The organism is Bacillus sp. DC4300-2b2, from assembly GCF_049895685.1.
GTDB classification, from domain to species: Bacteria; Bacillota; Bacilli; order Bacillales; family Bacillaceae; genus Bacillus; species Bacillus safensis.
The window spans coordinates 810,450-832,156 of the sequence record NZ_JAFCSW010000001.1; the positions used below are offsets into that span (position 1 = coordinate 810,450).

18 protein-coding genes are annotated in these 21,707 nt (G+C 41.9%); 10 read left to right on the forward strand and 8 right to left on the reverse strand.

Annotation, left to right across the window (positions count from 1 at the left end; genetic code table 11):
- Positions 1-168 precede the first annotated feature (168 nt).
- From ACP69X_RS04165 to ACP69X_RS04195, 7 genes are all read left to right on the forward strand, one after another.
- The gene (locus ACP69X_RS04165; RefSeq protein ID WP_041087484.1) at positions 169-1,164 is read left to right on the forward strand and encodes a LacI family DNA-binding transcriptional regulator; all 996 of its coding nucleotides are present in this window, start codon (positions 169-171) and stop codon (positions 1,162-1,164) included.
- Between the two features lie 172 nt (positions 1,165-1,336).
- Complete coding sequence (locus tag ACP69X_RS04170) at positions 1,337-2,602, forward strand: extracellular solute-binding protein (RefSeq protein ID WP_041087482.1); 1,266 nt, start codon at positions 1,337-1,339, stop codon at positions 2,600-2,602.
- A gap of 113 nt (positions 2,603-2,715) precedes the next feature.
- Positions 2,716-3,987 (forward strand): carbohydrate ABC transporter permease, encoded by a 1,272-nt coding sequence (locus tag ACP69X_RS04175; protein WP_052468267.1) that lies wholly within the window; start codon positions 2,716-2,718, stop codon positions 3,985-3,987.
- Position 3,988: 1 nt separating this feature from the next.
- A complete protein-coding gene (locus tag ACP69X_RS04180; protein ID WP_041087477.1) occupies positions 3,989-4,831 on the forward strand; it encodes a sugar ABC transporter permease in 843 nt (280 codons plus the stop codon).
- An 11-nt stretch (positions 4,832-4,842) separates the two neighbouring features.
- A complete protein-coding gene (locus ACP69X_RS04185; protein ID WP_338527896.1) occupies positions 4,843-6,051 on the forward strand; it encodes a glycoside hydrolase family 53 protein in 1,209 nt (402 codons plus the stop codon).
- Between the two features lie 23 nt (positions 6,052-6,074).
- Positions 6,075-8,141 (forward strand): beta-galactosidase, encoded by a 2,067-nt coding sequence (locus ACP69X_RS04190; RefSeq protein WP_041087473.1) that lies wholly within the window; start codon positions 6,075-6,077, stop codon positions 8,139-8,141.
- 284 nt (positions 8,142-8,425) lie between these two features.
- On the forward strand, positions 8,426-9,754 hold the full coding sequence (locus ACP69X_RS04195; protein WP_041087472.1) for a CitMHS family transporter: 1,329 nt from the start codon (positions 8,426-8,428) through the stop codon (positions 9,752-9,754).
- Positions 9,755-9,795: 41 nt separating this feature from the next.
- Here the strand turns inward: ACP69X_RS04195 and ACP69X_RS04200 are convergent, their stop codons facing one another.
- The 8 genes from ACP69X_RS04200 to ACP69X_RS04235 all read right to left on the reverse strand — a co-directional run bounded on the left by ACP69X_RS04200 (position 9,796) and on the right by ACP69X_RS04235 (position 17,241).
- On the reverse strand, positions 9,796-10,224 hold the full coding sequence (locus ACP69X_RS04200; protein ID WP_041087470.1) for a DUF4064 domain-containing protein: 429 nt from the start codon (positions 10,222-10,224) through the stop codon (positions 9,796-9,798).
- A 24-nt stretch (positions 10,225-10,248) separates the two neighbouring features.
- Positions 10,249-11,199 carry an ABC transporter permease subunit gene (locus ACP69X_RS04205; RefSeq protein WP_426052452.1) on the reverse strand — a complete coding sequence of 317 codons (951 nt, stop codon included), beginning with the start codon at positions 11,197-11,199 and terminating at the stop codon, positions 10,249-10,251.
- Positions 11,196-12,125 (reverse strand): ABC transporter ATP-binding protein, encoded by a 930-nt coding sequence (locus ACP69X_RS04210; protein ID WP_041087465.1) that lies wholly within the window; start codon positions 12,123-12,125, stop codon positions 11,196-11,198. Before ACP69X_RS04210 ends, ACP69X_RS04205 begins: the two co-directional genes overlap by 4 nt.
- A 237-nt stretch (positions 12,126-12,362) precedes the next feature.
- Entirely contained in the window at positions 12,363-12,884 is a 522-nt protein-coding gene (locus ACP69X_RS04215) for a tubby C-terminal domain-like protein (RefSeq protein WP_269102905.1), read from the reverse strand.
- 252 nt (positions 12,885-13,136) lie between these two features.
- Positions 13,137-13,475, reverse strand: coding sequence for a zinc ribbon domain-containing protein YjdM (locus ACP69X_RS04220; protein ID WP_024423969.1), 339 nt, complete (start codon positions 13,473-13,475; stop codon positions 13,137-13,139).
- 93 nt (positions 13,476-13,568) lie between these two features.
- The gene (locus tag ACP69X_RS04225) at positions 13,569-14,708 is read right to left on the reverse strand and encodes a glycerate kinase (RefSeq protein ID WP_411242487.1); all 1,140 of its coding nucleotides are present in this window, start codon (positions 14,706-14,708) and stop codon (positions 13,569-13,571) included.
- A gap of 30 nt (positions 14,709-14,738) precedes the next feature.
- A complete protein-coding gene (locus ACP69X_RS04230) occupies positions 14,739-16,010 on the reverse strand; it encodes a GntP family permease (RefSeq protein ID WP_073979547.1) in 1,272 nt (423 codons plus the stop codon).
- Between the two features lie 118 nt (positions 16,011-16,128).
- The gene (locus ACP69X_RS04235; RefSeq protein WP_305961112.1) at positions 16,129-17,241 is read right to left on the reverse strand and encodes a CdaR family transcriptional regulator; all 1,113 of its coding nucleotides are present in this window, start codon (positions 17,239-17,241) and stop codon (positions 16,129-16,131) included.
- A gap of 159 nt (positions 17,242-17,400) precedes the next feature.
- Here ACP69X_RS04235 and ACP69X_RS04240 point away from each other — a divergent pair, with 159 nt between their 5' ends.
- The 3 genes from ACP69X_RS04240 to ACP69X_RS04250 all read left to right on the forward strand — a co-directional run bounded on the left by ACP69X_RS04240 (position 17,401) and on the right by ACP69X_RS04250 (position 21,698).
- Positions 17,401-18,051 (forward strand): TetR/AcrR family transcriptional regulator, encoded by a 651-nt coding sequence (locus tag ACP69X_RS04240; RefSeq protein WP_411264165.1) that lies wholly within the window; start codon positions 17,401-17,403, stop codon positions 18,049-18,051.
- A 69-nt stretch (positions 18,052-18,120) separates the two neighbouring features.
- Positions 18,121-19,374, forward strand: a complete 1,254-nt coding sequence (locus ACP69X_RS04245; protein ID WP_269102907.1) for an MFS transporter — start codon at positions 18,121-18,123, stop codon at positions 19,372-19,374.
- Positions 19,371-21,698 (forward strand): FtsX-like permease family protein, encoded by a 2,328-nt coding sequence (locus tag ACP69X_RS04250; protein WP_426052453.1) that lies wholly within the window; start codon positions 19,371-19,373, stop codon positions 21,696-21,698. Before ACP69X_RS04245 ends, ACP69X_RS04250 begins: the two co-directional genes overlap by 4 nt.
- Positions 21,699-21,707: the final 9 nt, after the last annotated feature.

Below are 21,707 nucleotides of genomic sequence, written 5' to 3' on the forward strand. Positions count from 1 at the left end.
CCCTCTCCTATCAGAAATCTTAATCCAACACCTTACATATATATATCTTACTAATTCCTTTCCAGCACGTAAAGAACCGCCTAAACAAAAACAATTTAATAAAAATATTTACTAATTTTTTTAAAGACTCTATACTAAGAGGAGATATTTTCTATAGGAGGTGCTGATTTGGCAGCTAAAATAAAGGACATTGCAGAAAAAGCAGGCTTATCCATTGCAACGGTATCTCGCGTACTGAATCAAGATCCCAACCTATCTGTCACCGATCAAACACGCGAAAAAGTATATGCCGCCGCAGAAGCTTTGTCCTACCAAAAGAAGACATTCAAACATTCATTAAAAAAAATCGCCTTTCTCTATTGGATGACCGAAAAGGAAGAGCTTGAAGATATTTATTTTAAATCCATTCGACTAGGCATTGAGGAACTAACTAACACTCGGAGTTTAAATGTTACCGCTTACAATCCGTCTGATGGCCTTCATTCCATTGATCCTGCTACAGAAGGGATCATCGCCATCGGCCGATTTAAAACGTCAGAGCTTGACCAATTATATGCAATTACTCAGCATATTGTCTTTATTGATACAACGCCAGATGAAGACCGTTTTGATTCTGTAAAGCCGAACCTGAAACGAATTGTAGAAAAGATCATCGATTCTTTTATCGAAAAAGAACACCAATCCATCGGATTCATAGGAGGCACAGACCTTGATCTAAATACGAACGTGCACATTCCAGATATTCGTGAAACGACTTTCCGTGAATACATGCTTGCCCGCCATATGCTTGATGAGCGATTGGTCTATATCGGCCACCATTTCTCAGTCGATGAAGGCTATGCGCTCATGATGAAGGCAATTGATGAGCTTGGTGATGATCTGCCCACCGCTTTTTGTGTCGCTAGTGACCCTCTTGCCATCGGCTGCTTACAAGCATTAAATGAGCGTGGATTTTCTCTGCCGAATCGCGTCAGCGTTTTTAGTATCAACGATATTCATGTATCTCAATATGTGTCGCCACCGCTCACCACGTATCATATCCATACGTCATTACTTTGTGAGACAGCGATCGATTTACTTTTAGAAAGACTTGTGGACGGCAGAACATTGCCTAAAACTGTTCTGATTGCCTCAGAGCCTGTTTTTCGAAAAAGCACCATATAATCAACTGGAAGCCCCTCCTAATATGGAGGGCTTCTTTTCTCTCTATATGAGTAAAAAATTTTACTTAATAAATTTAATAAAATATGTTTACTTTTTTTACTTAAGTTGATATTCTCACATTAAGAAAGCGTTTTCTTATCATCTGTGAAAAAAGAACGAGAGGGGATTACCAATGAAAAAGGGAAAATGGGCGACATTATCAGCAGTCGTTGGTACTGCTGTGCTTCTGCTTTCAGCATGCGGGCCAGGAGATGACAATTCAAGCGGGACTCAGCCAGCATCTACAGGTACAAAGACCTTACTAGTATGGGAGGATGTCAAAAAGTCTGATGGGATTCAAGACGCTGTAAAAGAATTCGAAAAACAAAACGATGTGAAAATCAAAGTAGTCGAAAAAGCGTATGCCGACCAAATCGAAGCTCTCCGTCTTGATGGAGCAGCCGGGACAGGTCCAGACGTCATTACGATGCCTCACGATCAAATTGGATCAGCTGTCACTGAGGGGCTGTTACAGGAAATCAAGCCTGATCAAAAAGTGATCAATTCCTTCACAGACGAATCCATTCAATCACAAACGGTAGACGGCAAGCTGTATGGACTTCCTAAATCCGTTGAAACAACCGTGCTTTTCTATAACAAAGACCTTGTCAAAAAGGCACCAACTACACTTGATGGCTGGTATGACCTTTCGAAAAAGCTGACAAAAGACGGGAAATACGGTTTTGTTGCGAAATGGGATGAAATTTACTATGCACAAAGTGTGTTAGGCGGATCAGGGGGCTATATTTTCAAACAAAAAAACAATGGCTCCTATGATGTGAATGATATTGGCCTTAACAACGATGGCGCCATCGAAGGCGGAGCATACATTCAAAAATTCTTCAGCGAAGGACTTTTCCCGAAAGGCATCATTGGTGAACAAGGAATCAATGTCCTCAACTCCTTATTCACAGAGAAAAAGGCGGCAGCTGTCATTTCTGGTCCATGGTCATTTGGTCCATATAAAGAAGCTGGAATTGACTATGGCGTAACAGAGCTGCCAACACTCCCTAACGGAAAGCATATGAGCTCATTCTTAGGTGTAAAGAGCTACAACGTCTCCTCTTATTCTAAAAATAAAGAACTTGCTGAGAAATTTGTTGAGTTTATCACGAATGAAAAAAATTCGAAGAAACGATTCGAAGTGACAGAGGAAATTCCACCAGTGAAAAAGCTGATGAAGGATCCAATTATTACTGAAAACGCAAATGCAGATGCTGTTTCAAAACAAACGAAATATGCCACGCTGACACCGAATACCCCTGAAATGGCAGAGGTGTGGAAGCCGATTGACAGTGCATTAGGTCTCATTGCAACCGGACGAACAGATGTGAAAAAGGCATTTGATGATGCGGTCAATCAAATCGACTCTCAAATTAAAGCAAATCACTCTAAATAATCATCAAACACGGGTAGCCTTTAAGTCTATCGAGCTGCCCGTATTTGATCTAATTTCATATGAAGTAGGTGTTAGACGTGACGGGTAACCTTGAACTAGACCGCACACACATAATGGAATCAAAGACACACCGGAGACGGGCGCTAATGTTCTCCTTAATACCCGGGATGGGGCAGATATACAATAAACAGTACGGTAAAGGGGCACTTTTTTTCCTATTCGGCGTCTCTTTTTTCATCGTATTTTATGATTTATTCAATATTGGCTTCTGGGGGCTGTTCACACTAGGTACGATGCTGCCTCGTGACAACTCTGTTTTCCTTTTGGCAAAAGGGATTATTGCGCTGTTAACAGCTGGTTTTGGTATCGGCTTTTACGTACTCATGATGCGTGACGCTTTTATAAACGGAAAAAAACGTGATCAAGGGGTTCCGCTCCATTCCATCCGAGCTCAATATCATCAGCTTATCGACCAAGGCTTTCCTTACTTAATGAGCACTCCTGCTTTCTTTTTACTTCTATTCTCTGTTGTCTTTCCTATTATGTTCAGCTTTGCGCTGGCATTTACGAACTACGATCTATACCACTCACCTCCTGCCAATCTGATTGATTGGGTTGGGATCAAGAACTTTCAAAATATCTTTTCAATTGATATTTGGAGAGACACTTTCATTGATGTACTTGGCTGGACCGTCGTATGGACGTTGGCTGCGTCGACCCTTCAATGTGCCATTGGCATCTTTCTAGCAGTTCTGCTCAACCAGAAGGATTTAAAGGGAAAACGGTTTTTTAGAACGATTTTGATTCTTCCTTGGGCTGTTCCAGGTTTTGTGACCATTTTGGTGTTTGCCGGACTGTTCAACGATACATTTGGAGCCATTAACAACACACTTTTTGCATCGATTGGGATTGATCCAAAACCATGGCTGACAGATCCATTTTGGAGCAAAATTGCCCTCATCGCGATGCAGACTTGGCTTGGATTCCCTTTTGTTTTCATTATGACAACCGGTGTTTTGCAGGCGATTCCAGAGGATCTATACGAAGCTGCGACCATCGATGGGGCAAACTTCTTTCAGAAATTCCGGTCCATCACGTTACCGCTTGTCCTTTATTCCATTGCGCCTATATTAATCACGCAATATACGTTTAACTTTAACAACTTTAATATCATCTACTTATTTAATGGCGGAGGACCGCCTGTGGCTGGCTCAACTGCTGGGGGAACTGACATCTTGGTTTCTTGGATTTACAAACTCACGATGCAGTCTTCTCAATATGCACTTGCTGCCGCAGTCACGATCTTACTTTCAATCTTTGTCATCGCCATTGCACTCTGGCAGTTTAAGAGAACGAATTCATTCAAAGAGGAGGACATGATGTGATATGGGATCAAAACAAAACAAGCTCATTCGCCTGAGCATCACTTATTTTATCCTTTTCATTGCCTCCATTTGTATTCTATATCCACTGCTTTGGACGATCGGTGCTTCCTTTAATCCTGGGAACAGCCTGATGAGTACCAGTATGTTTCCGAAGAATCCAACGTTCAGCCATTTCACCGAGCTGTTCTTCGGTCAGGGAGCACTTTATGCAAAATGGTATTGGAACTCAATGAAGATCAGTATTGCCACAATGGTTTTAACGCTGATTCTTGTTAGTTTTACAGGCTATGCCTTTTCCAGATTCCGCTTCAAAGGACGGAAAAATGGGCTGATGCTCTTTTTGCTGCTGCAAATGATTCCTCAATTTTCAGCGCTGATTGCGATTTTTGTTCTTGCTCAAATGCTTGGACTCATTAACAGCCACCTTGCCCTGATTTTGATTTATGCAGGTGGACAAATTCCGATGAATACGTATTTAATGAAAGGCTATCTTGATGCGATTCCGAAGGATCTCGACGAATCAGCCAGAATGGATGGTGCAGGGCATTTCCGGATTTTCATCCAAATTATTATGCCGCTCGCTAAGCCCATCTTAGCTGTTGTCGCAATCAACTCATTTACAGGTCCACTGGGTGATTTCATCATCTCCAGTGTCATTGTCCGCTCACCCGAAATGTATACGCTCCCAATCGGTCTGTACAATCTTGTGTCAGATAAAATGGGTGCCAGCTACACGACCTTTGCAGCCGGGGCTTTACTCATTGCAATTCCAGTTGCTTTATTGTTTCTTGTTTTACAAAAACAATTTGTATCCGGTCTTACACAAGGCGGGACAAAAGGATAAGGGGAGATTTGATGAAGAAATGGTTGCTTGTCACTGTTGTCGTTTTCTTTCTGATAGGGTTAGGTGTTTTGCCTGAAGCTAAGGCAGATGCGATTTCTGTTCAGCCGATCAATGGATTGCAAGGTGATTTCATCAAAGGAGCCGATATCTCTATGCTTGCAGAAGTAGAGAAAAGCGGAGGCAAATACTACAACCAGAACGGACAGCAGGTTGATCCGCTCAAGCTATTAAAGGATAAAGGCGTCAACTATGTGCGTATCAGACTGTGGAACCATCCATATGACAATCAAGGTCGTGCCTATAACGGCGGGACAAATGATCTCAATACAGCCATCGCTTTATCGAAACGTGCAAAAGCACAAAATATGAAAGTGCTGCTTGATTTTCACTACAGTGATTTCTGGACCGATCCTGGTAAACAATTCAAACCGAAAGCGTGGGCGTCCCTCTCACAAAGTGATTTAGAAAAAGCAGTCGGCACTTACACAGGCGATGTGCTCAAAGCGATGAGAGCGCAAAATGCTCTGCCGAACATGGTTCAGGTCGGGAATGAGTTGAACTCAGGTATGCTGTGGCCAAACGGAAAAAGCTGGGGTGAAGGCGGTGGTGAATTTGACCGGCTCGCTGCTTTGCTAAAGGCTGGCACAAATGCCGTCCGCTCTGTTGATTCAAACATCAAAATCATGCTTCACCTTGCACATGGCGGGGACAATGGTGCATCCCGCTGGTGGTTTGATGAAATCACAAAACGAGGCGTCTCATTCGATACGATCGGTTTATCTTATTACCCGTATTGGGACGGCGGCTTTAGCGGTCTGACCTCCAATATGAATGATATTAGCGCCCGCTATAACAAAGACGTCATCGTGGTGGAAACTGCTTACGGCTTTACGACAGCAAACGGTGACAACCTAGATAACTCATTTAATCAAGACTCTGTCAACACAGCCGGCTATCCAGCCTCACCTCAAGGCCAGGCATCTTTTATACGAGATCTATCCGAAAAGATTTCAAAAGTAAACAACAACCGCGGAAAAGGGTTCTTTTATTGGGAGCCGCTTTGGATTCCAGCGAAAGGTGCTCCGTGGTCTAGTCAATACGGGCTCGCTTATATCCAAACCACCGGTACTGTCGGAAATGCGTGGGAAAATCAAGCGATGTTTGATTTCAACGGAAAAGCACTGCCTTCTCTTGATGTATTTAAACAAATGACACCGTAACTAAAAGGATAGGACGTGACAAAATGGGAAAGCGTTACCCACTCGTTCACCCAAATGTGAAAGGCTTTTTGCATGGTGGCGATTACAATCCAGATCAATGGCTCCATATGCCAGAGATCATAGACGAAGATTTTCGATTAATGAAGCTTGCACACTGTCAAACATTCTCCATCAACATTTTCGCATGGAGTAAGCTAGAACCAGCAGAAGGTCAGTATGACTTTGCATGGCTGGATGACATCATGGACCGCTTGGCAGCGCAGGGGGCACACGCCATTCTCGCAACGCCAAGCGGAGCAAGACCTGCTTGGCTGTCACAAACATATCCAGAAGTATTGCGCGTCGAAGCGAATCGTCAACGTAACTTACATGGACTGCGCCATAATCATTGCTTCACCTCTCCTGTTTATCGAGAAAAAACGAATACACTCAACCGGCTACTTGCGGAACGCTACAAGGATCATCCAGCACTGATCATGTGGCACATTTCGAATGAGTACGGCGGCGAGTGTCATTGCGACCTTTGCCAGGAAGCATTTCGAGACTATTTAAAAGACAAATACAATCATGATCTTGAAGCTTTGAATCAAGCATGGTGGACAGGATTTTGGAGCCACACGTATAGTGATTGGTCACAAATCGAGTCACCTGCACCACACGGGGAGCATATGATTCACGGCATGAACTTGGATTGGAAGCGCTTTGTTACAGCACAAACGATTAATTTTTATCAAAATGAAATTGAACCGCTGCGAGAATTGACGCCTCATATCCCAGTAACCACGAATTTTATGGGCGACTATCCGCATATGCGTCCATTCCTTGGGCTGGATTATCATCAATTTGCTAAAGAGGTCGATGTGATCTCATGGGATAGCTATCCTGCTTGGCATAGCGGCAGAGAAACAACTGCTGAATTAGCATCAAACGTTGCCTTTGTACATGATTTGTATCGTTCCTTAAAGGACGGACAGCCGTTTCTCGTCATGGAGAGTACGCCGAGCCTTGTGAACTGGCATGAAGTGAACAAGGTGAAACATAAAGGCATGGCACACCTTTCTGCCATGCAGGCAATTGCCCACGGATCAGACTCCGTACTTTATTTCCAGTGGCGGCAAGGCCGAGGCGCCTCCGAGAAATTCCACGGTGCCGTTGTCGATCATTCTGGTCATGAACATACGCGCGTGTTTCAAGAGGTTGCTGATCTAGGGAAACAACTGGAGCAGCTGCAGCCAATTGCGGGCACATCCGTTCAGCCAGAGGTTGCCATCATTTATGATTGGGAAAACCACTGGGCCATTGATGATGCGCAAGGCTTAAATAATACAAACAAACGCTATGTAGAAGCTTGTCAAACTCACTATCGAAGCTTTTGGAAAAAAGGCATCCCTGTTGACATTGTCGGAATGGAAAAGGATTTCTCATCCTATCGTGTGCTCATTGGGCCAATGCTCTACATGATCAAACCAGGCGTTGCAGAAAAAATTGAAGCCTTTGTCAAAGCGGGCGGCATTTTTATTGCGACTTACTGGAGCGGCATGGTCGATGAAAATGATCTCTGTTTCCTCGGAGGTTTCCCTGGTCCTCTCCGCCATGTACTTGGCATTTGGGCAGAGGAAATCAACACGTTGATGCCAGATGAACATGTGTTAATGACGACAGGAAATGGACGCACCTATCATGTCGGACAATATTGCGAATCCATACATCCTGAAACGGCCTCTGTGCTAGGGCATTTTGAGAATGGCTGCTACGAAGGACAGCCAGCCCTGACTGTCCGTTCATTAGAAAAAGGGAAGGCATACTATATGGCCTCAGAAAATGAACAGGCTTTTTATGATGAGTTTTACGAAGACCTTATCGCAGGCATTGGCATACAGCCCGTCCTATCCACTGCAATTCCAGAAGGAGTAAGCGTACAAAAACGAACAGACGGTACGCAGGACTATGTGTTTTTGATGAATTTTTCAGAAGAGCAGCAGAACATGTCACTAGATTCAGAGGCAAGCTATGAGAATATACTGACTGGCCAGCAAGTGCCTGAGCAGCTTCAACTTGATCCTTACGAGTACGTCATCTTGAAAAAATAATTGAAAGAAGCGTCCATTTATTGGGCGTTTTTTGATTTAAACAAGTCTAAATACCCATATTAAATATGATAAAATTTAATCGTTATTTTTTATATAAATTTTTTACAAGATTTGATACCGCACCACGACTGGTCTCTCCATCCTTTTTTACCATTGTATAGGTATGAAAGCGGTTGCTTCATACTCATAAATTTGATACTCTTTTTTTTCAATGCACCTGTGGGAATGCATTGGATGGAAAGTATAGATAAATGTAAACGGTTTATTTGCAGGGGGAGGGGCTTATGTTAACGTTTGTTGGCTTGATGATTATTTTAACGATTGTTGTGCTGCTGATTTGGGGGAAAGCAAGTCCAATTGTCGCCATGGTCATGGTGCCTTTAATTGGGGCATTCATTGCAGGCTTTGGGATTAATGACATTCAATCATTCTTTGAAGAAGGGATTATCAAAGTACTGCCAGTGGCGACCATGTTCATCTTCGCCATTTTATTTTTTGGCATTTTACAAGATACAGGGTTTTTTGAACCTGTAATAAAAACGCTGATTAAACTGACAAAGGGAAATGTTGTCACGGTTGCGATGGGGACAGCTCTAATAGGAGTCATCGCTCATTTAGACGGAGCAGGAGCGACTACATTTTTATTAACTGTACCTGCACTACTTCCACTTTACAAAAAATTACATATGAGTCCGTACTTATTGCTGTTATTGATCGGGACAAGTGCTGGCTTAACGAATATGGTGCCGTGGGCTGGACCCACAGGACGGGCAGCGAGTGTCCTTAATATGGACCCATCTGAACTTTGGGTGCCGCTCATTCCCATTCAGCTCATTGGGGTCGTTCTCGTATTAGGAATGGCATTTATTTTAGGAAAAAGAGAAGAAAAACGCATTCGGGTCAAAATCGCCGCAAATGAAATCGCTGCTGTTCAATTAGAAGGCGCAGATTGGGACCGGGCTATTCAATCCATTAGCGAGACAGGTGATGCTGCTTTAAAACGCTATCACTTGATTTGGGTGAATTTCATTCTGTTTATAGCTGTTGTTGTCCTTCTTGTACTCAACGTGATTCCGGCTAGTTATATGTTTATGATTGGTCTTTCTCTCGCACTATTAATTAACTATCCGAAAGTGGATGTACAAATGGAGAGAATCAAGGCGCATGCACCTAGTGCACTCATGATGGCCGCTGTTATTTTCTCCGCAGGTTCGTTTCTAGGAATTCTCGAAGGAACGGGAATGCTAAAAGCTATCGCTGTGGACAGCATTCAGATTCTACCTGCTTTCCTGCTTCCATTTTTACATATCATTGTCGGGATGTTTGGGGTACCACTGGATATGCTGACAAGTACAGACGCCTATTATTACGCCCTTCTGCCAATTGTTGAATCCATTACATCTGAAGTTGGCGTACCAGGTACTTCTGCGGCATATGCCATGATGATTGGGAACATTATCGGAACCTTTGTCAGCCCGCTTGCTCCCGCTGTTTGGCTCGCTGTAGGTCTTGCAGGGGTTGATATGGGGAAACACATCCGCTACTCTTTCTTTTGGATGTGGGGATTCAGTATTATCCTTCTGTTCGCGGCGATGCTGATTGGCATCATTTAAAAAGAAAGACATGCGCTGATATGCGCATGTCTTTTCAATCATTATGAAGGATATTCACTTGTGTGAATGTCTGTATTCGGCTTTCTAATAAGAGACATTAATCCAATGATAAACAATAGAACCATTGGAGCAAATGCAAGGCCAACTGTTCCAATTAAAAGAGTCACAGCAGAAACCAAGAAAAGAATACCTGATAGCACGGCACGGCGGTCAGTTTTCAAGAAAATCACACCGACAATCGACAGCACAGCAGCAATTGCGGAAACGACCATGAACTGAGTACCAAATGCATGAACCGAAGCCTGAAGCGTTTCGATCGGCAATGTTTCTCCTTCCTCTTTTAACACTTCATTGATTTCATCATAAAAAGATGGACCCACGGAGAGGATTAATGCCCCAAACCCAACACCAATGGCATTGAGGACAATACTAATAATCCCCATAATTTTTTCACCTTTACGTTTAATCATGTGTAAACCTCCTAAATAGTTAAATTAACCTGTTTTCACTTCTCGCTTTTGGAAGACGATTAAGGCAATGGCTAAGAAAATAGCCCAATAGATGACTAGGACGATTAAAGAGAATCCTAGAGACATACCTTCGATAAAAGTAGGTGTTTCCGCGAAATATTGTGCAGGATCGTTGGCAAACAATAAGTATTTTGCCCAATCAAAGAAGAACATCAAAATGCTTGTGATGGATGCTCCAACAATATAAGCTAACACACTAATCGCAATAGAAAGGGCCTCACTTCTAAATACCGTTGAAATGGCAAAAGAAAGTGTCCCTAATACAACAAACATAGCACAATGTGCCAAATAATATGACACCATATTTGCAAGCTGAGATTGTTCAATGACTTTACCATTTTGATAGGACAAGTACACATAATCATGATTGAGTCCAAAGAAGATCGCACCTAGAATAAATGACAGGATAAATAGGACCGCGATCAGAAATAGAGAGTAAAGTTGAACGGTAAAGTATTTAGATAAAAGAATTTTCATTCTTGATGGTGGACGGATGAGTAATAATTTAATTGTACCATGCTTATATTCAGCCGAGACAATTGTCGCTGCAATGATAATCACAAATACACCGACCAGCTGAAGCAAATCAGCATTGATCTTCACATAAGTCCATGCATTTTTACCGAATTGATCTACAGGAGGTAAATTATGCTTGATTCGATACTCATTGATTGCTATTTCGCTTTCAAGGGATCTCTTATAAAATCCTATATTATCCTCTTTCAATTCTTCCTTATTTGCTTTATTGATCGCTTGCAGTTCAGTCTTCCAATCACCTGAAGCTTGATTTTTGTCATTTGTTTTCACTGCAAAGATCAGCGTGGCAACCATACCTAATACAAGAAGCCCAACCATAATCCAAGTACCAACACGATAACTGATCTTCATCCACTCGTTTTGAATGAGGCGAATCATACGTCTGCCTCCTTTTTACCTGTTAAGCTTAAGAACTTATCTTCTAAGGTTTGTTTTTCGATTTTGATTTCGTACAAATGAATAGACGCGCTGCTCAAATGACGAATTAATTCTGGCATTTTTTCTTCTAGCACAGAGAAGAATAAGTACTGCTCCTCGTCTCTAACAGTGACGCCTTCCTCAAATGCACCAATGAGCTTCTTTGCTTCTTCAAGCTCCCCAGCTGCTACCTTCATTCGATAATTAACCAAATCATCCTGCTTCGTCTCAGCACGCTGATCCTCAATGGCAACTAGCTTTCCTGTTTGGATAATCGCAAAGCGATCACACATCAATTCCATCTCTGACATGAGGTGACTTGAAACAATAACTGCCAGCCCTTCTTCCTTTGCGAGCCTTCTTAAGTAATCTCGTATCATTCGAATCCCCTCAGGATCAAGTCCATTGGTTGGTTCATCTAAGATTAGCAGTTTCGGTCTATGTATGAGTGCCTGCGCAATGCCCAATCGCTGTTTCATTCCTAATGAAAATGTACTCACACGTTTATGTTTAACATGCTGTAAGCTGACTAGCTCTAACAGCTCATCAATTCGCGCTTCATCCACTTTCCCATTCATTCTGGCAAAGTGAACAAGATTTTGTCTTGCCGTTAAGTGATTATACATTTCTGGGTTTTCAATAATGGCACCGACATCTTGGATGGCATGCTGATAGGAGGTTTGAATACTATGACCATTAATCAGAATGTCACCAGATGTAATGGGAGAAAGACCGACCATCATACGAATGGTTGTGGTTTTCCCTGCACCATTTGGTCCTAAGAAGCCAAAGACTTCGCCCGCTTGGACAGAAAAGCTCAAGTCTTGAACAATCTTTTTCCCGCGAATATGCCTAGATACATTATGCAGTTCTAAAACGTTCGTCACGTTACCTCTCCTTCTTTGTCTAAGTATCATCTATCATTCTATTTCCTGATAAACACCATGATCCGTCAAAAATAGAAGAATACTTCCATATGGTACAGCAATGCCCAAAAGTTGTGAAGGGGATTAGCCAAAATTTAGCGAATCATCTGCCTTTTTTAAGGTAGAGTTAAGGTAATGATTTAAAATACTCTAATTCTATATTGCTTAAAGACCGTGGGATTCAAAATGGGAGCCCGCTCAATCTCTTAACATAAATATATAATAGAGGCATGCAATAAGATGTAAAGATAAGTCACCTTCCTTTTTTTCAATACTAACTGTTGCAGGAGGCAATATTTTATCGTATGTAATTTCAGCTATCGTCTGCTCTAAGTTTTCTACTCTAACACGTTTATTCGCAAAATCCTTCTTTAGATAATATATAGTATCATTTATTATGAATTTCATCGTTGGATTTATTTTGGTTTTAGTTCTATCTTCTAATAATAACTTTCCATTATCTCTACATTCTATCACCCAGTTTGCACGAAACATTGAATGGAGGGATTTATTTTCAATAGCCTTTACAATTATATTAGCATTCGAATCCATTACCTCAACATTCACAAAAAACTCATCAAATATATGATCAATCAACTTTTCAACTTTATTTGTATAAAATCTTTTTATAAATCCAATGTTGATATCATCTTTATTAATAATTGGTATACATTTAGTCGTTTTTTTGATTACTGGCTTCTTAAAATATCCAATTTCCATACATATCTCCCATTTATATTTTAGGCTCAATTAATTTATGAAGTTATAAATTTAAATTATTCCAATAACATCTACGGATATTCCTTTATATAGTTTCTCATTATTTTAAAAACTGCATAAAAATATAAAACACCTAATTTATTAAGGGATATGTTTTCCTTTAACAATTTAGGTGTTTTTTGCGCAACAGCAACATTCTTATACTTATTTCTTGCTCAGATTTAGCCTACATCGGCTAGTTCTAATGCTTTATTATATCTTTTTCACAAACTCTGATTTTAATTTCATTGCGCCGAAGCTAGGAATTTTACAATCAATGTTATGATCGCCTTCAACTAAACGAATGCCTTTGACCTTCGTTCCTATTTTCAAAACGGATGAAGAACCTTTTACTTTTAGGTCTTTAATGACAGAGACCGTGTCCCCATCACTTAACAAGTTCCCATTCGCATCTTTGACCACAAGCTGTTCCTCTGCCGCTTGTTCTTGTTCAAGTGACCATTCATGCGCACACTCAGGACAAACCAGCAGACTGCCGTCCTCGTATGTATAAGGTGAGCTGCACGAAGGACAATTCGGTAGATTAGACATTTTTTGTTTCCTCCAACTTTCTACATCATTTATATCGATTTTACCACATTTCTATAGAAAGAATGTGATAGAAAAGGAAACATTTTTCATCGTTTACTTTTTTATTCCAAATTCTAACACAGCTGCGATATTCCGAGCCGTTCTTTCTACATGAATTTCCGCATCGCGTATCGCCTCAGAAAGAGAGGTAATACCTGGAACGATACTAAAAAGTGCATCAATTCCATGATCATGTACGACTGCACTGTCTTTTGAAAGAGAGCCTGCAATGCCAATCACGGGCAGATTATACTGCTTCGCTGCTTTGGCTACACCGATTGGCGTTTTTCCATAAATGGTCTGCCGGTCAATTCGGCCTTCTCCCGTAATGACAAGGTCTGCCCCCTTGATAACGTCATCAAAATGAACAGCCTTCAGCATAATATCGATTCCTCTTTGCAAATCGGCTTGTAAAAAGCCTAATAAACTTGCGCCAAGTCCTCCTGCCGCTCCCGCCCCTGCTGCTTCTCTAAAGGATACATTGAACTGCTTTTCAGCTACTCGTGCAAAATGAGCAAGGTTCTTGTCTAATACTTGAATCATTTCTTCATCTGCTCCCTTTTGAGGGCCGAAAACAGCAGACGCTCCTCTCTCACCTGTTAAAGGATTATCCACATCACAAGCCGCCTCCAGACGGACGGATTGCAGTCTTGGATCGAGTCCAGATAAATCAATTGAAGCTAATTGATGAAGTGCCCCGCCGCCTGACGTCAGGGAATGTCCTGTGTTATCTAGGAAAGCTGCACCTAATCCTTGCATCATTCCAACGCCGCCATCATTTGTTGCACTTCCGCCAAGCCCAATGATCACATGCTTCGCTCCTTTATCCAGCGCTGCAAGTATTAATTCACCAGTTCCTCTCGAAGTCGTCCATAACGGATTACGTTTTTCTCGCGGCACAAGATGTAATCCAGAGGCTGCAGCCATCTCAATGACAGCAGTCTGACTGTCTCCTAACATGCCAAAAAAAGCATCCACAGGCTCACCAAGCGGGCCCGTCACCACTTGATGAACAATGTGCCCGCCCGTCGCATCAACCAACGATTGAACAGTCCCCTCTCCGCCATCTGCCATTGGCAGTTTGATATACTCTGCGTTTGGAAAAATAGAACGAAATCCTCGCTCAATGGCACATGCTGTCTCATAAGCAGATAAACTTTCTTTAAATGAATCTGGTGCGATCACAATTTTCATCCTATCAGCCCCTCATTTCTTATCATGTCCTCAGCCAAACAGCTGGAAAACGCCAAAAATAATGGTCGATATAACGGTTAACGTCAAACCGATTAACGATTCAAAAGGCATGAGCTTCAAACGCTCTTTAATATCCATTTGAACACTTCCTGCTGTTGCATGGAAAAAGCTTCCGTGCGGCATATGGTCAAGCACTGTTGCGCCGGCATGAATCATGGCTGCCCCTGAAAGAGCAGACACACCAAGCCCAATCAGTGTTCCACTAAACACACCACTCGCTACCGCCGTTCCTGCTGTTGTCGAAGCAGTAGCGGCTGACATAAATATCCCTGAAGTTGGTGCAAGTAAATATGGAGGTAAACCCGATGCATCCAGTGCCTGAATAAACACATCTTTTAAGGAAGAATTCGATACGATTCCTGCTAATGTACCTGTCCCTAATAACATGATCGCGACACCTGACATTTTATGAAGCCCCGACATCGCATAATCATTGAGAAATTTCCCTTTTTTCATGAAAAGAGCGCCCACAATCCCTCCAATCGGTAAGGCGATCATTGGATCTATATTGATTTGAAAAAGCGGCCTTAAAGTCAACAATAAAATGGTAACCAGCGGACCAGCCAGTGCTTGAAAAAAAGCAGGTATTTGAACTTTACTTTGCCCGGTTTCCTCTTCAAGAACGGGTGTCCCCTTGTTTGCAAGCTTTTTAGCTAATACATATGTAACCGCCAGCCCGAACACAGCTGGAATGACACCCGCAGCCATCATTGAAGTCAGAGGTACACCAAAAGCATCTGAAGCGGCAATGGCATTCGGATTCGGTGACATGATATTTCCTGCCTTCCCGCCTCCAATCATAGCAAGAAGAATTCCTGTTTTTGAGAGCGTTGCGCGTTTGGCAATGGCAAGTGCGATGGGCGCTACCGTAATAACCGCAACATCTACAAAAACGCCCACTGTTGTTAAAATCATCGTTGCAAGTGCGAGTGCTAATAGTGCCCTCGCCTCACCAAGCCTTCTCACGATGGCCTCAGCGATCGATAACGCTGCACCCGACTCAATGAGAACACCAGCCAGTACACCTGCCGCCATAATTCTAAGGACAGCCGGAATCATGTCCTTAGCACCTTCCATCATGACGTTGACGGTCTGAACAATATCTACACCGCCAACCAAGCCGCCTATAAATGCACCTGCCAGCATGCCATAAGCAGGTGATACTTTTTTTAGAATGAGAACAATCGCGATCAAAAGCGCCGCCATAGCTCCCAGAGTACTTACCGTTACATCTCCACTCATCCTCAATCCCCCCAAAAATATCTTTCTCCAATTGTAAGCGTTTACCCAAAGGGATTGTGTTGTGAATCTGGATGAACTTTTTGCATTTATCGCTCTACTCAATTGTGCATTTGCACAATCAAGATAATTGATTCATTAACTGCGCCATATAAAGCTCGATTAACTGTTTTACATGACGAGGGTCTTTTCCGGTCAATTCTTGAATTTTGTCTAAACGATAACGCAATGTATTCCGATGAATAAATAAACGATCAACAATGCTCTGCAAATCACCGCCCTCTTGAATGTAAACCCTTAATGTATGGGCGAGCTCTGCTTCTTGTGTCAGCGGCTTGTAAAAGTCAGTCCATCGACTTTTCTTTTCAGCAATTCCCGCAATCATAAATACGCTTTCCAGCTGATAAGACTCAAAGAAATACATGCTTTCTTCCGGATCAAGAGCCTTCCCTAATCTCAGAGCTTCTCTCGCATGCTGAAAAGAAATTGGCAGCTGGCTGATGTCGTCAGCGACAGTCCCTATCCCCACTAACACTTGGCCTCCTATTGCTCTTTGCATTGTTCTTTGCAGGTGACCTGCCACCTGCTTTAATTGATGTTCAGGTATGGAATGACTTAAAAGAATCAATTCATGACAAAAGGTCATACCAAGTAAATCATCCGCCTTCTTATCATATTGAATCGCATGCATCAATTTATGAACAGCATCCTCTGAGGATGGAACTGGCTGAAAAACAATAGCCCTTCGGCGCTTGTCTAAATCCATTCCCAGCCAAGCAGCTCGATTTTTCAGCTGATGATCCCCAACATCAGAATATGAAATCAACTGATTGACAATTTCACTCTCTATTCGATGACGCCATTGAACCCGTTCGAGCAGAAAAGATTGCTCTAACACCAGTTCAGCTGCCATCTTCACCAGCTCGGCATGATGCCGAATGTCCTCTGGCTCACCAGTAATCCCAATCACACCAACTACTTGTTCATGAAAGCAAATAGGCAGGTTGATCCCCGGTCTCACTCCTTCTAAGCGCAAGGAGGTCTCCTGGTCAATTTCCACACTGTTCCCGCTTGTCAGCACAAGTCGTGCACCATCATGTTTCTGGCCGATCCTGTTTCGTTCACCAGAACCAATAATGACACCAGCTGCATTCATCACATTGATGTTTTTATGTAAAATATGCATCGTACGTTCAACCATTTCTTGAGCCAATTCACTGGTTAAAAATTGCATGAGGCATCTCTCCTGAAGGTGTTTTTCATTCAATGTATCATAGTGTCTTCGAACAATAAATGCAAAGTGTTTAACCAGCCCATTGACAAAGACACCCTAAAAAGTGTTTAATCAAATCAAAGACCGACCGACAGTCTAGTTAAAAGAAAGGATGGCTTTATGAGAACCGTTAAACATCCTGAGGAACGTAAAAATGACATATTAAACGCAGCAGAAGCGCTTTTTTCAACCAAAGGCTATCAGAAAACAACGATTATTGACATATTAAAAGCCGTTGGCATTGCCAAAGGCACCTTTTATTACTACTTTGCATCCAAAGAAGAAGTAATGGATGCCATTATTGACAGGATCATCAAAGAAGATATCATCGTGGCAAAGCGTATTGCCGCTAATCCAGACCTTCCAGTCGTTGACAAACTATTTCGTATCATCATGGCGCAATCACCTCAGCAAGGAAGCCATAAACAGGGGATGATCGATCAGTTCCATCAGCCTTCTAATGCAGAAATGCATCAAAAAAGCTTAATCAAAGCCATTAAAGAACTATCACCAGTGTTGGCAGATGTCATTCAGCAAGGTGTAGAGGAAGGGACATTCAAAACGAAGTATCCGCAAGAGACGGTTGAATTCCTTCTTGCTTCTGCACAGGTCATATTTGATGAAGGCCTCTTTCAATGGTCAGCCGAAGAAAGTATACAACGCGCTTTAGCTTTTATCGATATACTCGAATCCTCATTGCATGCAGAAAAGGGAAGCTTTTCCTTCCTGCTGAAGCGATTATCTGGAGAGCCGGATGAAAATAATCAGTGATTGGTCACTTCAATACCAATCCTGCATACATTATAGACTGACGGTCGGTCTAAAAGGAGAGTGATATTTATGAATGTATTATTCAAAAGAGATTCATCCCACTTTATCTACCTCGTCCTCGGACAGATTATTTCCGTTTTCGGATCTTCTCTCATTCGGTTTGTTCTATCTTTACATGTGCTGGATATGACACAACGAGTTGATTTATTTGCCTTACTTTTCGCTTTATCCAATATCCCGTTTCTCCTTTCTCCATTATCTGGTGCAGTCGCTGACCGGTTTAACAGAAGGAACTTGATGATTTTATTTGATGTCCTCACCGGTATCATGATTCTGGCTTTTTATTTCTGGTTATTATCTGGAAATGATTCACTCTACATGATAGGAGCTGTCATGATACTTCTTGGTGTGATGAGTACGTTTTATGCACCTACTGTGATGTCCAGCATTCCACAGCTAGTGAAAGAAGATCAATTAGAACAAGCCAACGGCATCGTCAATGGCGTTCAGGCACTTTCTGGTGTTCTCGCACCTGTTATCGGCGGAGTTCTATACGGAATGATTGGAAGTCAATTCATTATAGGTGCCAGTGCCATCGTATTTTTCCTATCTGCGTGCATGCTCTTACGTTTAAAAATACCCTTCTCCTCTAGTCCGCTGACAGATTCTATGGGCAAAGTGCTCATAAAAGATATGAAACAAGGATTTTCTTATATCGGCAGCCAGCCGTTTCTAAAAAGAACCATGCTGCTTGCTGCAATGTTAAATTTCATCCTTACACCATTTTTTATCGTAGGTGGCCCAATCATTTTAAGGATCACAATGAAAACCAGTGACATCATGTATGGAGTAGGAATGGGCTTGATTGAGTTCGCTGTCATCGCAGGTGCTCTGCTAGTTGGACTTGTAGCGAAGCATTGGCGCATTCCTACTTTATATCGCTGGATGCTTGTCATCGCCATCATCCTGCTGCCTGTGGCGTTCTCAACATCGACTATGGCTCTACAATTTGGCACTTATCCAGCTTATTTCCTCTTTTTGGCAGGATGTGTTCCAATTGCTGTGCTGCTTACAATGATCTCGGTCGTTGTGATATCACATATTCAAAAGAAAACACCAAATCACCAATTAGGAAAAGTGATGGCCAACCTAACAATGGTTTCTCAATGTGCAGTTCCTCTTGGTCAAATGATGTATGGGTTCTTGTTCAATACGTTTTCAGCCAACATGTATGTGACTGTGTTAATCGTCAGTATTTTCATGTTTGCCCTAGCCTATCTAACAAAAAATATGCTTCAACATGAAGGGGAATCAGCCTCATGAGATTCGCCTTTATAAAGAAAGACTTAACCCGCCACCGTCTTATTTCAATTGGTTTAACTATTTGTATCATGATGACTTCATTTCTCGCAGCAAGTGCAGCTCAAATGACAGTACAGCTGAATGGGTCCATTTCTGGCCTGCTCCATTCTGCTAAAGCGCCAGACTTTGTCCAAATGCATGACGGCGACCTAAATGAAAAAGACATTGAAGCATTTTCAAGGAAGCAGTCCATGGTAAAAGCTCATCAAATCGTCCCAATGATACCAATTGAACATGCAAACATCAGGTTCGGACATGAGCCTGCCAAAGCAGGTGTGATGGATCTTTTATTTGTGAAGCAAAATCGCAATTTTGATTTTCTTTTAAATCACCAAAACGAAAAGCTCACTGTCAATAAAGGTGAAGTGGCTGTCCCAATTTATTTCCAACAAAAGTATCATCTCAACATAGGTGAAACGTTACTGATTGAGAAAGGGGCGAATCAATTCACCTTTCGCATCAAAGCGTTCTTGCGAGATGCACAAATGAACCCCAGTCTTGTCAGTTCAAAAAGATTTCTTCTTCATAACGAGGATTGGGATGCAATAAATCAAGTGTTTCAACAAAAAGAGTACTTAATCGAATTTTTACTGCATGATGCCGCGCAGACAGATGCTTTTCAAGCAATCTACCAATCATCACAGCTGCCACAACAAGGCCCAGTTGTCACACTGCCTTTGCTGCGTATGCTGAATGCATTAACAGATGGAATGGTGATTGCCATTCTCCTGCTTGTTTGCCTGCTGCTCATTAGTATAGCCCTTCTCTCACTCCATCTTGCTATGACAGCTTCTATAGAAGAAGATGAACGTGAAATTGGCATACTGAAGGTAATTGGGATTCCTTTAACAAAAATTAAGCAATTATACGTTGGAAAGTATGCCGTGCTTGCTTGTGCAGGATGTATAGCAGGCTATGTGTTAACACTTATATTTGGTGATATGTTTACGGCCAATATTCAGCAATACATGGGGAATCAGCCTTCTTTTATTCATTTGTTAATCCCGCTTTTTGTTTCTATTATGACGGCAATGATCGTCATCTCTTGCAGCTATGCTGTCCTAAGAAAGTTTGGTCAAATATCAGCTGCTCAAGCCCTTCAAGGTGGTATCAATTCACCGAATCATAAGAAGAAAACACCTATGCACCTCAAGAAAAGCAGGTTTATACCGATCCATATTTGGCTTGGTTTAAAAGACCTGATATCACGAAAGAAGTTGTACACAACGATTACTTGTATTATTGCACTTTGTACATTTTTAATGCTGATGCCTATTCAGCTATGGCATACCTTACAATCACCGAATTTCATCACCTACCTTGGCTCTGGTAAAAGTGACCTTCGAATTGATATACGCCAAGGAAATCATCTAGCGAAAAATACAAACGAAATAGAATCAATGATTCGTGAGGATCAGAGCATTCAAACAGCAGCCATCTATGAAACTACTTCTCTTCAGGCGAAATCAAAGGAGAACACATTAGAAACGCTCTACTTAGAAACAGGTGAGCTCTCAGCATTTCCACTAACCTATTTACAAGGGCGGCAGCCTTTTAAGAATGATGAAATTGCCTTATCCGTGTTAAATGCGGATTCACTTCAGAAAAAGATAGGAGAAAGAATCACTCTCGTAACTAACGGGCATGAAACGCAAAGAACGGTGACAGGTATTTATCAGGACGTCACCAATGGAGGCAAAACAGCAAAAGCAATATCACAGCCATTTCCTCAATCAGCTCTTTGGAAAACCATTCAAATCCAACTAAAACCAAGAGTAAATATTGCAGATAAAAAGGTAATATTTAAAAAAAAGGCATCTCCTGCAAAAGTGACAGATATGAAAGAATACGTTCATCAAACGATCGGCAGCACAGCAGCTATCGTAAAAGTCGTTGCATTTTTTGCTGCATTAGCTGCCTTTGGAACCGCCAGCTTAATGCTTTTCATGTTTCTGCACATGTTAAAGGCGAAAGATTCAAGCCGGAACAACATGTTAAGAACAATTGGATTTTCTATAACAGATATAACAGCACAATATATAACAAGTTTTATCGTTGTTCTCTCTTTTGGCGCCTTTATTGGAACAATCGCGGTCAATACAATTGGTCCTGCTTTGATGAGTGTCGGTGGAGCTTCATTAGGGGCGTCGAGCCTTCAGTGGCTCTCACCGCAATGGGTGTCGGTTGTGTATCCACTCACACTATTTATTGTCAATTTAGCTTTGATCACCTGGTTATTGAAGACGTTTTTTTCTAGTCAAACGACAAGGCATACACTTTTATAAGGAGATGTT

Bases quoted from the DNA above. Each gene is read 5' to 3' on its own strand.
- ACP69X_RS04175 (WP_052468267.1), top strand. From the start codon at position 2,716: ATGGAATCAAAGACACACCGGAGACGGGCGCTAATGTTCTCCTTAATA.
- ACP69X_RS04225 (WP_411242487.1), bottom strand. From the start codon at position 14,708: ATGAAAATTGTGATCGCACCAGATTCATTTAAAGAAAGTTTATCTGCT.
- ACP69X_RS04195 (WP_041087472.1), top strand. From the start codon at position 8,426: ATGTTAACGTTTGTTGGCTTGATGATTATTTTAACGATTGTTGTGCTG.
- ACP69X_RS04220 (WP_024423969.1), bottom strand. From the start codon at position 13,475: ATGTCTAATCTACCGAATTGTCCTTCGTGCAGCTCACCTTATACATAC.
- ACP69X_RS04240 (WP_411264165.1), top strand. From the start codon at position 17,401: ATGAGAACCGTTAAACATCCTGAGGAACGTAAAAATGACATATTAAAC.
- ACP69X_RS04200 (WP_041087470.1), bottom strand. From the start codon at position 10,224: ATGATTAAACGTAAAGGTGAAAAAATTATGGGGATTATTAGTATTGTC.
- ACP69X_RS04215 (WP_269102905.1), bottom strand. From the start codon at position 12,884: ATGGAAATTGGATATTTTAAGAAGCCAGTAATCAAAAAAACGACTAAA.
- ACP69X_RS04185 (WP_338527896.1), top strand. From the start codon at position 4,843: ATGAAGAAATGGTTGCTTGTCACTGTTGTCGTTTTCTTTCTGATAGGG.
- ACP69X_RS04230 (WP_073979547.1), bottom strand. From the start codon at position 16,010: ATGAGTGGAGATGTAACGGTAAGTACTCTGGGAGCTATGGCGGCGCTT.
- ACP69X_RS04245 (WP_269102907.1), top strand. From the start codon at position 18,121: ATGAATGTATTATTCAAAAGAGATTCATCCCACTTTATCTACCTCGTC.
- ACP69X_RS04170 (WP_041087482.1), top strand. From the start codon at position 1,337: ATGAAAAAGGGAAAATGGGCGACATTATCAGCAGTCGTTGGTACTGCT.
- ACP69X_RS04250 (WP_426052453.1), top strand. From the start codon at position 19,371: ATGAGATTCGCCTTTATAAAGAAAGACTTAACCCGCCACCGTCTTATT.
- ACP69X_RS04235 (WP_305961112.1), bottom strand. From the start codon at position 17,241: ATGCAATTTTTAACCAGTGAATTGGCTCAAGAAATGGTTGAACGTACG.
- ACP69X_RS04180 (WP_041087477.1), top strand. From the start codon at position 3,989: ATGGGATCAAAACAAAACAAGCTCATTCGCCTGAGCATCACTTATTTT.
- ACP69X_RS04190 (WP_041087473.1), top strand. From the start codon at position 6,075: ATGGGAAAGCGTTACCCACTCGTTCACCCAAATGTGAAAGGCTTTTTG.
- ACP69X_RS04205 (WP_426052452.1), bottom strand. From the start codon at position 11,199: ATGATTCGCCTCATTCAAAACGAGTGGATGAAGATCAGTTATCGTGTT.